This window comes from Methylobacterium sp. NFXW15 (assembly GCF_049887755.1).
Lineage (GTDB): Bacteria > Pseudomonadota > Alphaproteobacteria > Rhizobiales > Beijerinckiaceae > Methylobacterium.
In genome coordinates this window covers 103,980-117,491 of the sequence record NZ_JAGEKG010000005.1, presented here as the reverse complement: position 1 = coordinate 117,491, position 13,512 = coordinate 103,980, and the positions used below count along the sequence as shown (strand labels likewise).

Genomic DNA, 13,512 nt, shown 5'->3' with positions numbered 1-13,512 from the left:
CGGATTTCCGGTTCGGCCTTAGCCGGAGATTAACCCTGATGCCCGCTTAATCGCAGCGGTTGAGTTTCCCCAGACGGGTGATCCGGCCCGACCGGCCGACGCGTGCGGACCCGCTCCGCAGCGAAGGACGGCGGCTGCCCGGCGGGGCGAACAGGGCGATGTCGTCATGTCCAGCACCGCGTATGCGCGTCGCACCCGTCGGCGCCGCTCGCCCCTCCCCGCCCTCGCCTGCCTGACGGCATTGGCGGCAGCGGGCTGGACGGTGCTGAACCGCTCCCACGGGGATGACGCGCTTCGCCTTTCCGGTGCCGCCCGGGATGAAACGGTGGCGTCCGCCCCGCTGCGGACCTCCCATCCCGATCTCGCCTGGGTGTTCGATCCTACCCCCACTCTGGGCCGGGGTGCGGCGGGCGGCTTCGTGCGCGACCTGCCGGTGCTGGCACTGAACACATCCGTGGCCCTTCGCCCGTCCCTCGTGGCCGAGGTCCCCGCCCCCATCCGTGCCACGCCCGCTGCCGTGACGCCGGTCCGTCGCGTCGCCTCGGCCGAACCGACTCTCGTGCCCCTGCCGATCCGCCGCCCGGCGGGCCTCGCTGCGGCGGTTCCGGCTGCGGTCCAGGCTCCGGCGCCGATGCCTGCACAGGTGGCGGCGCTCGCTCCCGCCCCAGCTCGCGCCGCCCGCCGCGCCCTGCCCCGCACCCGCGACGTCTTCCGCGCCGCCATCGCGCCCGAGGAGCCCTCGTTCTTCGAGCGCCTGTTCGGCGGCAATGCGGGGTCGAGCGGTCAGGGCTCGGCCCAGGCCCTCGCCTATGCCAACCCGGACGCGGTGGCCTCGCCGCGCGAGCGTCTCATCCCCGGCCCGTCCGCCAGCACCTCGGCGGGCGTGGCGGTCTACGACATCAGCGCCAGCACCGTGACCTTGCCGAGCGGCGAGGTGCTGGAAGCCCATTCCGGCTATGGCGACCTGATGGACGATCCGCGCTACGTGCATGTCCGCATGCGCGGCGCGACCCCGCCCGGCACCTACGACATGCGGGAGCGCGAGGCCCCGTTCCACGGCGTGCGGGCGATCCGCCTCACGCCGGTGGGCGGCAGTGCTGCAATCCACGGGCGCGACGGCATCCTCGCCCATACCTACATGCTGCGCGCCCAGCCGGGTGCCTCGAACGGATGCGTCGTGTTCCGCGATTACGACCGCTTCCTGCGCTCCTACCTGCGCGGCGAGGTCCGGCGCCTGATCGTCGTCGCAGGCAACCGCTCGCCGCGAATCGATCTTGCCGACCGCAGGCGCTAGCAGCCTCAATTCCTACGTCGGCGACATACGTGCTTAATGCGCTCGCACGACGATTGGTTAATAATAAACGATGAGTGCTGTATATTACTGATAAGGGCGCTCTGTATCGCGAAAACGTGAGAATCGGCTGGTCAATGTTGCTGGTTCGTTGCAGGAACGCTTCGAACGAAGGTTGGAACCGGCCGTGAAGAAGACTCTTGTCGCTGCCCTGCTCTGCGCCGCCGCTGCGGCCGGAGCCTATGCCGAGGCCAAGGTCTACGAGGGCGGCCGGGCGCTCGGCAGCACCGCCATGCGTCCGCAAGCGGCTTCGTTCCAGCCGTCCCCGATCCCCGCGAACTGGGTCGTGTCGGGCAATCCCGTGGCCGAAGCCGTCGAGGTCTCGCGGACGGAGGACGAGGGCGCCCAGGTCTTCCTGTGGCGTGTCACCGCGGGCACCTTCAACTGGACCCACAAGTCCGACGAGATCGTCACCATCCTCCGGGGCGAGGTCTTCGTGACCGATGCGGACGGCACCCGTCATCACTTGAGTGTCGGGGACGTGGCGCATTTCCCGCAAGGCGCCATCCAGACCTGGGAGGTGCCGAAGGAGTTGCTGAAATCGGCAATCCTGAAGCACCGCAGCCCGTCCACGGTCGAGGCGCCGATGCGCTGGCTGAAGCAGGTCCGCGCCCTCGTCACCGGTTGAAACGAACGGCTCTTCCCACTGGAATCCGCGCTTGGGCGCCGTCCCGGCGCGTGACCAATTGCAGCGCCTGACGGCGTGCGTTTGGCCGCCGCCGTCGAATAAGCATGGGCGGGGGACGCCGGGGCCGTTGCTTTCGGGAGGTCGCTGGCTATAGTCCGCGCGCTTTTCGCCGAGCCTTTCACCGCTCAGACGACGCCACGCCCGGCGACGCCGGCCGGTGGCGGGCCGGCCTTCCGTACGCAGGAGATGCACGTTGATCACCCCCGCTTTCGCGCAAGGGGCCGGCGCGACCGCCGGCGGAGCGGAGATCGCCTTCCAGGTGATCCCCTTCGTCCTGATCTTCGTGATCATGTACTTCCTGATCCTCCGGCCGCAGCAGAAGCGGGTCAAGGATCATCAGGCGCTGATCAAGGCCGTGCGCCGTGACGACACCGTCGTCACCAATGGCGGCCTCGTCGGCCGGGTGACGAAGTCCCAGGACGATTCCCCCGAGATCGAGGTCGAGATCGCGCCGAACGTCCGCGTGCGGATCGTGCGTTCCATGATCTCCGAGGTTCGTGCCAAGGGCGGCCCCGTCAAGGCTGCTTGAGCACGGTACCGGAACCGTTCGGTCATCACGTGAGGGAGTCGGCGCAAGTCGCCGGCCGGTATAGAGAAACGATCCGCCGATGTTGCGCTTCTCCCGTGCGAAGATCGCCGCGACCCTCGCGGTCATCCTGGTGGGGCTGGCGCTGGCCGTGCCGAGCTTCTTCTCGCCCGAGCAGCGGAAGGGCTTCCTCGCGAGCCTGCCGCCGTGGTTCCCGCATTGGATCGTCCCGACCCGGGCTATCGTCCTCGGCCTCGACCTTCAGGGCGGCTCGCAGCTCCTTCTGGAGGTCGATCAGAACGATCTGATCGCCTCGCAGGCCAAGTCCCTGCGCGACGACGTGCGTCGCACCCTCCAGCAGGAGAACGTACGCGCCGATGGCGGCATCCAGCTGCTCCAGCGCGGCGTTCAGGTGAAGATCTCCGACGACGCGGCGCGGGCCAAGGCCCTGCCGAAGCTGCGTGACCTCGCCGCGCCCATCGCCACCTCCATCGGCCAGACCGGCGCGCGCACCCTCGACGTCACCGAGCAGCCGGGCGGCATCGTCCGCCTGACCATGACCGATGCGGGCATCACCGACCGGACCCGGCGGGCCGTGAGCCAGGGCATCGAGGTCATCCGCCGCCGTCTCGATTCGACGGGCACGACCGAGCCCTCGATCCAGCAGCAGGGCGCCGACCGCATCCTGATCCAGGTGCCGGGCGAGCAGAACCCCGAGAGACTCGAGAAGCTCCTCGGCTCCACCGCCAAGCTCGAATTCCGTATGCTCGCCGACAGCCCCTCGGGTGATGTCGACATGCTGCCCTCCAAGGACAACAAGGGCGCCAAGGTGCCGGTGGAACGCCGGGTGATGGCCGATGGAAGTGAGCTGACCGACGCACAGCCCTCCTTCGACCAGCAGACCCGCGAGCCGATGGTGAGCTTCAAGTTCAACCTGCGCGGCGCCCAACGCTTCGGTCAGGCGACGAGCGAGAATATCGGTCGCCCCATGGCCATCGTCCTCGACAACGAGGTCGTCTCGGCGCCTGTCATCCGCTCCGCGATCACCGGCGGCTCGGGCCAGATCACCGGCAACTTCACCGTACAGCAGGCCAACGATCTTTCCGTGCTGCTCCGGGCCGGCGCCCTGCCCGCCAAGTTCACCGTCGTCGAGCGCCGCGTGGTCGGGCCCGGCCTCGGCCGCGACTCCATCGAGGCGGGCAAGCTCGCGACGCTGGTCGCCGCCGGTCTCGTCGTGGCCTTCATGTTCGCGACCTACGGGACGTTCGGCTTCATCGCCAACATCGCCCTCATCGTCCACGTCGGCCTCATCCTCGGCCTGATGTCGGTGCTGGAGGCGACGATGACCCTACCCGGCATCGCGGGCATCGTGCTCACCATCGGCACGGCGGTCGATTCGAACGTGCTGATCTACGAGCGCATGCGCGAGGAATCCCGCGCGGGCCGCTCCCTGATCTCGGCGCTTCAGGCTGGGTTCGACCGCGCCTTCGCGACGATCATCGACTCGAACTCGACCATGGCGATCGCCGCCCTGATCCTGTTCTTCATGGGCTCTGGTCCGGTGAAGGGCTTCGCCGTGGTGTTCATCCTCGGCATCCTCACCACGGTCATCACCGCCGTGACCCTCACCCGGATGATGATCGCGTTGTGGTACAAGACGTTCAGGCCGAAGGTCCTGCCGTTCTGATCCGTTGTTTGCTTTTTCGGGAGATTGCTGGACGCCCTCAAGACACGCCGTTTTCCCCGCGACCTCATCCTGAGGTGCCCGCCTTGGCGGGCCTCGAAGGAGGGTTTCCGAAGGCTCCGCGATCCTTGGAGCCCTCCTTCGAGGCGGCTTCGCCGCACCTCAGGATGAAGATAGCGGGCGGAACGAGCGGTTCGGGCGCTGTCAGAGCTTCCACACGTTAGGTCCGACACCATGCGCCTGCTTCGCCTCTGGCCCGACGAATCGCATTTCGACTTCATGCGATTCCGGCGCTTCACCTTCCCGCTCTCGGCGCTGCTGTCGCTCGCGACGGTGATGCTGTTCCTGACCGTCGGGCTGAATTTCGGCATCGACTTCAAGGGCGGCACCCTGGTCGAGCTGCAGGCCAAGTCGGGCACGGCCGACGTCGCCGCGATCCGCCACACGGCGGCGGGCTTCGGCTTCGGCGAGCCCGAGGTGCAGGAGCTCGGCAATCAAGGCACCGTGCTGGTGCGCCTGCCGCTCCAGAGCGGCGAGCAGGGCCAGACCGCGGTGATGCAGAAGGCGCACGCCGCCTTCGACAAGGATTACGACTTCCGCCGCACCGAGACGGTGGGGCCGCGCGTCTCGGGCGAGCTCGTCCAGTCGGGCACGATCGGCGTCGTGCTCTCGGTCATCGCGGTTCTGCTCTACCTGTGGTTCCGGTTCGAGCGGGAACTGGCGCTCGGCGCCATCGTCGGCACCCTGCACGACATCGTGCTGACCGTCGGCGTATTCATCATCACCCGGATCGAGTTCAACATGACCTCGATCGCGGCCATCCTCACCATCGTCGGCTACTCGCTGAACGAGACGGTGGTGGTGTTCGACCGGACCCGCGAACTCATGCGGCGCTACAAGACCATCCCCACGGTCGAGTTGCTGAATCTGTCGATCAACTCGACCATGTCGCGAACGGTGATGACCTCGATCTCGTCCTCCCTGTCGCTGCTGGCCCTCGTGCTGTTCGGCGGCGAGGCGATCAACGGCTTCGCGGTGGTGATGCTGTGCGGCGTTTTGATCTGCACCTATTCGGCGATCTTCATCTCGACTCCGGTGTTGATCTATCTGGGACTGATGCTGTCGGGCGCCCGCGCGGCCTCCGAGCGGTCCGGCGTCCCGCAACCCGCCGAGTGATCTGATCGCGACATGGCCGAGCGGGAGAGCCTGAACGACCTCGAATCCGGCTTCGTGCCGGGGCGGCACATTATCGACACCTACGGCAATGGCGGCTTCCGCTTCGCCGGGATGTCGCATCGTGGCTCGATCCTGCTCCTTCCCTCCGGTGTCCGGGCGTGGCCCGTGACGGCGCCGCAGCAGATCGACCGCAACGCCCTCCGTCCGGTTCAGGCCGAGGCGGCGGGGATCGAGTTGCTCCTCGTCGGCACGGGACTCGACATCGCCGCCATCGATCCCGCCCTCCGCGGCTGGCTGAAGGATGTGGGCGTCGGCCTCGACGTGATGCAGACGGGCGCCGCCGCGCGGACCTACAACATCCTGGTGGGCGAGAACCGTAAGGTCGCCGCCGCCCTGATCGCGGTCGCTTGATGGCGGAGGTGGCGCGGGACCAGACGGCGACGGGTGAGACCGGCCTTCCCTTCGCGCAGAGCCATTGCGAGGCGCTGGTGCGCGAGGGCGACCCCGACCGCTACCTCGCTACCCTCTTCGCCCCGGCGGCGGTGCGCCCGCACCTCTTCGCCCTCTACGCCTTCAGCCTCACCGTCGCGCGGGTGCGCGAGGCCGCATCGAACCCGATGGCCGGGGAGATCCGCCTGCAATGGTGGCGCGACGCCCTCCAGGGTGAAGCGCGGGGCGACGTGAAGGCCAACCCCGTCGCGGCCGCGCTGGAAGAGGCGATCAAGGTCAATCGCCTCAGCCGCCAGCCCTTCGTCGATCTGATCGATGCCCGCGTCTTCGACCTCTACGAGGATCCGATGCCGCGGGTGAACGACCTCGAAGGCTATTGCGGTGAGACCGCCTCGGCCCTGTTCCGCATCGCGAGCCTGATCATCGGAGGCGGCGCCGAGCCCGGCGGCGCAGCCGCCGCCGGTCATGCAGGGGTGGCCTACGGCATCACCGGGCTGCTCCGCGCCCTGCCCTGGCACGCCCGCGCCGGGCAGGTCTATCTTCCTGCCGACATCCTCGGGCGCTACGGCGTGACCCGCGAGGACATCGTGACCGGCCGGGGTGGCCCGGGCCTGCGCGGCGCCTGCGCGGATCTCCGCGACCTGGCCCGCCGCCACCTCGCCGCCTACGAGGCGGGGCGTCCGACCATCGCGCCCGCCGCCCGCGCCGCCTTCCTGCCGATGGCGTTGGTCGAGCCTTATCTCACCCTGATGGAGCGGACGTCCTACGACCCGCTCAACACCGCCATCGACCTGCCGCGCTGGCGCAGGGTGTGGCGATTGTGGCGGACCTCGCGCCGCAACGGCTGAGGTGCCCCGCAGGGCACCGCCCTACACCCGCTGGGTCGCTCGCTACTTGGGAGCCTCCGATTCGCTAACGCGTCAGCGGGACAGCTGTGACGAAGCGGGCTGCGCCGTTCTCGTCCAGGCGCCAGACCGTACGGATGTGGGGCGTGCGTCCGTCCGGCGCTGTGATGGGGCCTTCGAAGGCGAGCTTCACATCGCCCCGTTCCGAGACCGTCTTGGTGACGAAAGTATCCCAAGTCGGGTGAGCGATCAGCGCCGAGGCCAGATCGAACGGAGCGGCGGCTTCGAAGCCGAAACGCAGGAAGAAACGGGCTTTCGGGCCGCCTTCCAGATGGAACTCATCGAGCAGGTAATGGACGACCTTGCGCGGGTCGAGCGAGAAGCTCGACGGCCATGGCAGGTCGCTCAAGCGGGCGCGTGCTCCACAAGACGAAGGTTCCCGGCCTCAACCGTTGCCAGGGTTCCCGGCGGGTCGGCGAACTCGACCTCATACGCGGCCCCACCGCGCCAAATTCCGACAATGGTACCCTGAGTGCCAACTTCCATCCGGCCGCCGTCATCCGTGATGGCCGCAGCCGTCAGGGCGACGCGATCAAGGTCGCGTAGGGGAAGGTCAGGCTCAGCCTGCCTCACGATGGTAAGCGTATCCACCGGCATGAATGGGAAAATAGCCCCACCGCCGTTCCGGTGCAAGGGCTTGGACCCAGCTCAAAGTATCCGTGCCAAGCCCGGCACGAGGGCAGCGAGGCGGATGGGCGGGCCGATTTCCTGCGTGCCGTCCGCCGCGACGGCGGCGATGCGGCAGAAGCCGCCTACGGTGAGGCCGGTCACGAGGCGTCCGCCCGGCTCCAGAGCCGCGAGCCAATGCTCCGGCACGGCGTCCACGCAGCCATTGACGAGGATGCGGTCGAAGCCGCCATCCGGCAGGGCCGGGGCGAGGGCGTCGGCCTGGACGACATGGACCTCGGGCAGGTCCGCGAGCCGGGCGGCGGCGTCCTCCGCGAGGGTCCGGTAGCGTTCGAGGCTCAGCACCGCCCCCGCCCCGAGCCGGTCGAGCAGGGCGGTCACATAACCGGAGCCCGCGCCGATCTCCATGACCCGTTGTCCTTCCCTGACCCGCAGCCAGGACAGCATCGTCGCCACCGCCGAGGGGGCGGTCATGGTGGCGCCGCAGGGGAGCGGCAGGGCGATATCCCGTCGTGCCTGCTCCCGATGCGCCTCCGGGGCGAAGGTCTCGCGCGGCACGCGCTCCATCGCCCGCAGCACGGCGGTGTCGCGCAGGCCCTTCTCGCGCAGGGCGAGGACGAAGGCGGCGTTGCCGATGGAGGCCGCCTCGTCCTGCGCGTTGCTCATTCCTTGAAGGCCTGGGCGAAGCGGGTCAGCGTCGGCTCGTCGGTCAGGTCGAGGCGCAGCGGCGTCACCGAGATGTGCTTGTCCGCGATGGCCTTCAGGTCCGTGCCGTGGCCCGGCTCGAACCGGGCCTTGGCGAAGGCGAGCCAGAAATACGGGTTGCCGCGCCCGTCGACGCGGGCGTCGATCGAGAGCAGCGCCTGGTTGCGGAATCCCTGGGCCGCCACGGAGATGCCCTGCACCTCCTCCGGCTCGCAATCGGGGAAGTTCACGTTGATCAGGATGCCCGGCTCGATGCCGGTCTCGAGGATCTTGCGGACCACCTTCGCCCCGTGGGTGCGGGCGCAATCCCATTTCAGGGCCTGCCGCCCGCCCGCCCCGTAGGCTTGGCTCAGGGCGATGGAGCGAATGCCGAGGATGGTGCCCTCCATCGCCGCTGCGATGGTGCCGGAATAGGTCACGTCTTCGGCGACGTTCTGGCCCCGGTTGACGCCCGAGAGCACGAGGTCCGGTCCCTTGTCCGCCAGGATGTGGCGGACACCCAGGATCACGCAATCCGAGGGCGTGCCCTTCACCGCGAAACGCTGCTCGCCCGCCTGCCGCAGGCGCAGCGGATCGTTCAGCGAGAGCGAGTGCGACACGCCGGATTGGTCGCTCTCCGGCGCCACGACCCAGACATCGTCCGACAACTCGCGGGCGATCTCTTCCAGGGTGGCGAGCCCCGGAGCGTGGATGCCGTCATCGTTGGTGACGAGGATGCGCATCAGCGGGGTCCTTCGATCCGGTGGAGGCCGCCCATATAGGGCGCGAGCACGGATGGGATCGTGACGCTCCCGTCCGGGTTCTGGTAATTCTCGAGCACGGCGATGAGCGCGCGGCCGACCGCCACGCCCGAGCCGTTCAGGGTGTGCACGAAGGCGGGTTTGCCGTCCTTGCCCCGGTAGCGGGCGTTCATGCGGCGGGCCTGGAAATCGCCGCAGACCGAGCAGGAGGAGATCTCCCGGTAGGTCTTCTGGCCCGGCACCCAGACCTCGATGTCGTAGGTCTTCTGGCTGGCGAAGCCCATATCGCCGGTGCACAGCGTCATCACCCGGTATGGCAGGTCGAGCTTCTTGAGCACGGCCTCCGCGCTCGTGAGCATCCGCTCATGCTCGTCGGCGGAAGCCTCCGGCGTCGTGATCGAGACCAGTTCGACCTTGTTGAACTGGTGCTGGCGCAGCATGCCGCGCGTGTCCCGCCCCGCCGCCCCGGCCTCGGCCCGGAAACAGGGGGTGAGCGCGGTGAAGCGAAGCGGCAGCTCCTCCTCGCGTAGGATCGACTCGCGGACGAGGTTCGTCAGCGGGACTTCGGCGGTGGGGACGAGCCAGCGGCGGGGCTGCTCGGAGGCGGACGCCCCGCGCAGCGCCTCGCCATCGAGCACCGCGAACTGATCATCCTCGAACTTCGGCAATTGCGCCGTGCCGAACATCGCCTCGTCGCGCACCATGATCGGCGGCGCGACCTCGGTGTAGCCGTGCTCCTGCGTGTGCAGGTCGAGCATGAATTGCCCGAGCGCCCGTTCGAGCCGGGCGAGTTGCCCCTTCAGCACCACGAAGCGCGAGCCGGAGAGCTTGGCGGCCGTCTCGAAGTCCATGAGGCCCATGGCCTCGCCGATCTCGAAATGCTCCTTGCCCTCTCCGAGGCGTTCCCGGGTCGAGGCGTGGCTGCGGTAGAGCACGTTGCCGTGCTCGTCGGCGCCCTCGGGTACGTCGGCCTTCGGACGGTTGGGGATGGCGGCGAGCCGTGCGTCGAGGGCCTTGCCCGCTTCAGCCTGTGCGGCTTCGAGGCCGGGACCGGCCTCCTTGAGGGCGGCAACCTCCGCCATCAGCGCAGTGGCGCGCGCCTCGTCCTTGGCCTTCTTGGCCCCGCCGATCTCCTTGGCGAGCGCGTTGCGGCGCTCTTGATTGGCCTGGGCGGCCGAAACGGCGGCCTTCCGCGCCTCGTCCAGAGCGATCAACGCAGCCGAGAGCGGATCGAGGCCCCGGCGCTCGAGATCGTGGTCGAAGGCGTCCGGGTTGTCCCGGATGGCGCGGATGTCGTGCATCGGTTCGGCTCAGGTCGGTCGCGGGGTCGCGGCCCGCGCGGGCCCCGCTTTGCCGCATCGCGCCGGATGGGACAAGCAAAACGGTTCACCCAAGGGGGTGAGGCAACGCGTGCCTTTCGCCGCCGCCCGCCTTATGAGGCGGCATCTCCCCCGCGACTCGCGCCATCACAAGCCCCGCATGACAAGCTCCGCCCCCCTCGACGCCCTGATGCCCCTGTTGGAGCGCATTGCCACCGCCCTGGAGCGCGCGGCGCCGCCCGCTCCGCCGCCCTTCGACCCGGATGCGGCCGATGCGTTCCTCTGGGGGCCGGAGCGGCGGCTCGTGCCGGTGCCGCAGGTGGCGCATGTCGCCATGGCGCTGCTCACCGGCATCGACCGGGCGCGGGAGATCCTGGTCGAGAACACCGAGCGCTTCGCCCGCGGCCTGCCCGCGAACAACGCCCTGCTCTGGGGCGCGCGCGGCATGGGCAAGTCCTCGCTGGTGAAGGCGGCCCATGCCGACATCAACGCCCGCCGCCCGGCGGGCACCCGGCCCATGAAGCTCGTGGAGATCCACCGCGAGGATATCGAGGCCCTCCCGGACCTGATGGCCCTGCTCCGGCCCGACCCGCATCGCTGGCTGGTCTATTGCGACGACCTGTCGTTCGATGCCGACGACACGTCGTACAAGTCCCTGAAGACGGCGCTGGACGGGGGCATCGAGGGCCGACCCGCGAACGTGCTGTTCTACGCCACCTCGAACCGCCGCCACCTGCTGGCGCGGGACATGATGGAGAACGAGCGCTCCACGGCGATCAACCCCGGCGAGGCGGTGGAGGAGAAGGTCTCGCTGTCGGACCGGTTCGGCCTGTGGCTCGGCTTCCACAAGTGCAGCCAGGACGAGTACCTCGCGATGATCGACGCCTATGTCGCCCGCTACGGCCTGGAGATCGCCCCCGAACGCCTGCGCGCCGAGGCTCTGGAATGGGCGACGACGCGCGGCCACCGCTCCGGACGCACGGCCTTCCAGTACATCCAGGATCTGGCGGGGCGGCTGGGGAAGACGCTGGACTGAGTGAGGGTGTCCAGGAGGCGAGCCCTCTGGCGGGTGCAGGGCGGAGCCCTGCGATCTCCCAGGGGTTTCACTCCTGGACCCCACCAAAGGACTCGTCCTTTGGGATCCTCGTCTTCAATAGTCGATCGAGGCCGAGAGCCAGGCCGTGCGGGGTGCGCCGAGGATCAGGGCGCCGTTCGGGTTGGCGATCCAGTGGTGGCTGTCGGTCACGTTCGTCACCGTCGCGCGGAGCGTGACCGGCTTGTCCCGTACCAGCGTCGTGTAGCGCAATCCCAGGTCCACGGTCGTCCAGTTGGGGATCTTCGAGAAGAGCAGCTTCGTGAAGGTCGTGCCGGCATACGATGAGCCGGTGTAGACGACGGTGGCGATGGCGGTGAGGCCGCGCAGGAACGGCATGTCCCACTCGAAGCCCGCCGTGGCCTGAAAGCGCGGCGCCCCGGTGGCCGGATTGCCAGTGTAGAGACCGCCCCGCGTCCATTCCCAGCGGGCGTCGAGAAGCGTCGCTCCCGCGATGACCCGCAGGTTCGGCGCCACCTCGCCGAAGATCGTCCCCTCGAAGCCGCGATTCCGCTGCTTGCCGCCGACACCGTAGATCTGGGTGAGCGGGTCGGTGTTGCCGGCCGAATTGGTGATCTGGAAGGCCGAGAGCGTAACGCCGAAGGTCTTGAAGTCGAGCTTCGTGCCGACCTCGTGCTGCCGCGTCAGGGCCGGTGCGAAGGTTTGGCCGGCATTGATCGCCGTGCCTGGCGCCCGCAGGGCGGTGAGGCCCTGGACGGCATTGGCATAGAGGGACAGCGTCTCCGTCGGGTGCAGGACGAGGCCGAAGGCCGGACTGGTCGCGCCCTTGTCGTAGGCGGAACTCGTGAGACCCGTCACTGGCGCGTAATTGCCGGTGTCAATCTCCTGCCGCCGCACGCCGACCAGCAGGTCCACCAGCCCGTCCGCGAAGGTCATCGTGTCGGCGACGCCGTAGCTTGTCATCCGGTTGTAGCTCGACCGGCCTCTCGGGTAGGTGCCCTTCGCGAGCGGGCGGCCCGGCGTGGCGAGACGGACCGGAGCGTAGAGGTTCGTCAAGTAGTCCGGGTAGGTGGTCTGGCCGAGGGTGAGGTTCTGGTCGAGGAGCGTGGCGGTGATGGCCGCCTCGTGGCGGATCCCGCCCGTGGCGAAGCGCGCCCGCGCCCCCGCCTCACCGGAGATGCCCACCGTGTCGCCGGTTTGGAAGATGGAGTTCACCTTGGTCTTTCCGCGCGCGTCGAGCAGCGTGAAGGCCGGGTTCTCCTGCTTGTCATAGGTGAAGTGGTTGGCGCCGAGCGCGGCGAACAGCGTGATGTCGGGGGTCAGGTCGTATTCCGCCCGGCCGAGCCCGGTGAGGCTGTCGGCGCGGGAGAAGTTGAAGCTCTGCGACATGTTCCGGCGCGGATCGGGCGCCCGAGGGATGCGTAGGCCCGGCACCGGAAGTCCGCCCCGTGTCTGCGCGTCGTAGGCATCGTGCTGATAGATCACGTCGGCGAAGAGCCGGAGCCGGTCCCCGGCATAGTCGAGGGCGAGGGAGCCGACGCCGTTGCGCTGGCCCGTATGGTCGATGGGCGTCTCGCCCCCGAAGCCCCCACCGTTGATGCGCACGCCGACCTGACGCTCCTCGCCGTAGCGCCGCGACACGTCGATCTGACCCCCGCCCCGCGCGGTGGAGGCGTAATCGACGCTTGCCCGCGTCAGCGGTGCGTCACCCGCGCGCTTGGTGACGACGTTCACCGTGCCGGCAATGCTGCCATTGGGCGGCATGCCGAACAGGAAGGCCGCCGGCCCTTTCAGCACTTCGATCCGTTCGAGGGGCGCGGGGTTGATCCGGTAATCCGGCACGAGGCCGTAGAGGCCGTTCAGGGCGAACTCGCGGTTCTCGACCCGGAAGCCGCGGATCGTCAGCGCGTCGTAGCGGTTGCCGCTGCCGATGGAGGCACGCACCGACGGGTCCGTCCGCGTAAGGAGTTCGCCGACGCCGACGGCCTGCGTGTCGCGGATGGTCTTCTCTGTGTAGCTCGCCGCGCTGAACGGCGTCGCCATGATGTCCCGGTTGCCGAGGATCCCGAGCCGGCTGCCCCTTGCGACCTGACCACCTGCGAAGGTCGGCGGAAGGCCCCCCGCCTCCCCCGATTCGGCGCCCCGCGCCTCCACCGACAGCGCATCGAGCGTGACGGCAGCCTCGCCCGGTGCCGGGTGTGGGGCGGCCTGGACGGGGATGATTGTGGCGATCGAAATCGTCGAGGCAAGCACAACGAGAAGTTTTCGTGGTGGTTCTTGCGCGATG

Annotated in this window: 14 protein-coding genes; 8 read left to right on the top strand and 6 right to left on the bottom strand. The window is 68.8% G+C overall.

Going from position 1 to position 13,512, the window contains the following annotated elements:
* Nucleotides 1-166 precede the first annotated feature (166 nt).
* From J4O73_RS13105 to J4O73_RS13075, 7 genes are all read left to right on the top strand, one after another.
* On the top strand, nucleotides 167-1,294 hold the full coding sequence (locus J4O73_RS13105) for a DUF2778 domain-containing protein (protein WP_426217950.1): 1,128 nt from the start codon (nucleotides 167-169) through the stop codon (nucleotides 1,292-1,294).
* Nucleotides 1,295-1,478: 184 nt separating this feature from the next.
* A complete protein-coding gene (locus J4O73_RS13100; RefSeq protein WP_426217948.1) occupies nucleotides 1,479-1,979 on the top strand; it encodes a cupin domain-containing protein in 501 nt (166 codons plus the stop codon).
* Nucleotides 1,980-2,232: 253 nt separating this feature from the next.
* Nucleotides 2,233-2,568 (top strand): preprotein translocase subunit YajC, encoded by a 336-nt coding sequence (gene yajC, locus J4O73_RS13095; protein WP_426217946.1) that lies wholly within the window; start codon nucleotides 2,233-2,235, stop codon nucleotides 2,566-2,568.
* Between the two features lie 79 nt (nucleotides 2,569-2,647).
* Nucleotides 2,648-4,252, top strand: a complete 1,605-nt coding sequence (gene secD / locus J4O73_RS13090; protein ID WP_426217944.1) for a protein translocase subunit SecD — start codon at nucleotides 2,648-2,650, stop codon at nucleotides 4,250-4,252.
* A 231-nt stretch (nucleotides 4,253-4,483) separates the two neighbouring features.
* Nucleotides 4,484-5,425 (top strand): protein translocase subunit SecF, encoded by a 942-nt coding sequence (secF, locus tag J4O73_RS13085; protein WP_426217942.1) that lies wholly within the window; start codon nucleotides 4,484-4,486, stop codon nucleotides 5,423-5,425.
* A 12-nt stretch (nucleotides 5,426-5,437) separates the two neighbouring features.
* Nucleotides 5,438-5,836 (top strand): Mth938-like domain-containing protein, encoded by a 399-nt coding sequence (locus J4O73_RS13080; RefSeq protein WP_426217940.1) that lies wholly within the window; start codon nucleotides 5,438-5,440, stop codon nucleotides 5,834-5,836.
* Nucleotides 5,836-6,723: a phytoene/squalene synthase family protein gene (locus tag J4O73_RS13075; protein ID WP_426217938.1), complete on the top strand. Its 888-nt coding sequence runs from the start codon at nucleotides 5,836-5,838 to the stop codon at nucleotides 6,721-6,723. Before J4O73_RS13080 ends, J4O73_RS13075 begins: the two co-directional genes overlap by 1 nt.
* Nucleotides 6,724-6,787: 64 nt before the next feature.
* Here J4O73_RS13075 and J4O73_RS13070 read toward each other — a convergent pair whose 3' ends face one another.
* From J4O73_RS13070 to serS, 5 genes are read right to left on the bottom strand one after another with little or no spacing between them, the layout of a single operon-like run.
* On the bottom strand, nucleotides 6,788-7,129 hold the full coding sequence (locus J4O73_RS13070) for a DUF6883 domain-containing protein (protein ID WP_426217937.1): 342 nt from the start codon (nucleotides 7,127-7,129) through the stop codon (nucleotides 6,788-6,790).
* Complete coding sequence (locus J4O73_RS13065) at nucleotides 7,126-7,377, bottom strand: DUF4926 domain-containing protein (RefSeq protein ID WP_426217935.1); 252 nt, start codon at nucleotides 7,375-7,377, stop codon at nucleotides 7,126-7,128. Before J4O73_RS13065 ends, J4O73_RS13070 begins: the two co-directional genes overlap by 4 nt.
* Before the next feature lie 51 nt (nucleotides 7,378-7,428).
* On the bottom strand, nucleotides 7,429-8,073 hold the full coding sequence (locus J4O73_RS13060) for a protein-L-isoaspartate O-methyltransferase family protein (protein WP_426217933.1): 645 nt from the start codon (nucleotides 8,071-8,073) through the stop codon (nucleotides 7,429-7,431).
* Complete coding sequence (gene surE / locus J4O73_RS13055; RefSeq protein ID WP_426217931.1) at nucleotides 8,070-8,834, bottom strand: 5'/3'-nucleotidase SurE; 765 nt, start codon at nucleotides 8,832-8,834, stop codon at nucleotides 8,070-8,072. The genes J4O73_RS13060 and surE overlap by 4 nt, the downstream gene beginning before the upstream one ends.
* Complete coding sequence (gene serS / locus J4O73_RS13050) at nucleotides 8,834-10,153, bottom strand: serine--tRNA ligase (protein ID WP_426217929.1); 1,320 nt, start codon at nucleotides 10,151-10,153, stop codon at nucleotides 8,834-8,836. The genes surE and serS overlap by 1 nt, the downstream gene beginning before the upstream one ends.
* A gap of 178 nt (nucleotides 10,154-10,331) precedes the next feature.
* Here serS and J4O73_RS13045 point away from each other — a divergent pair, with 178 nt between their 5' ends.
* Nucleotides 10,332-11,207, top strand: coding sequence for an ATP-binding protein (locus J4O73_RS13045; protein WP_426217928.1), 876 nt, complete (start codon nucleotides 10,332-10,334; stop codon nucleotides 11,205-11,207).
* A 114-nt stretch (nucleotides 11,208-11,321) separates the two neighbouring features.
* On the opposite strand, the gene J4O73_RS13040 is transcribed toward J4O73_RS13045, so the two are convergent.
* Complete coding sequence (locus tag J4O73_RS13040; protein WP_426217927.1) at nucleotides 11,322-13,478, bottom strand: TonB-dependent receptor; 2,157 nt, start codon at nucleotides 13,476-13,478, stop codon at nucleotides 11,322-11,324.
* Between the last annotated feature and the right edge of the window lie 34 nt (nucleotides 13,479-13,512).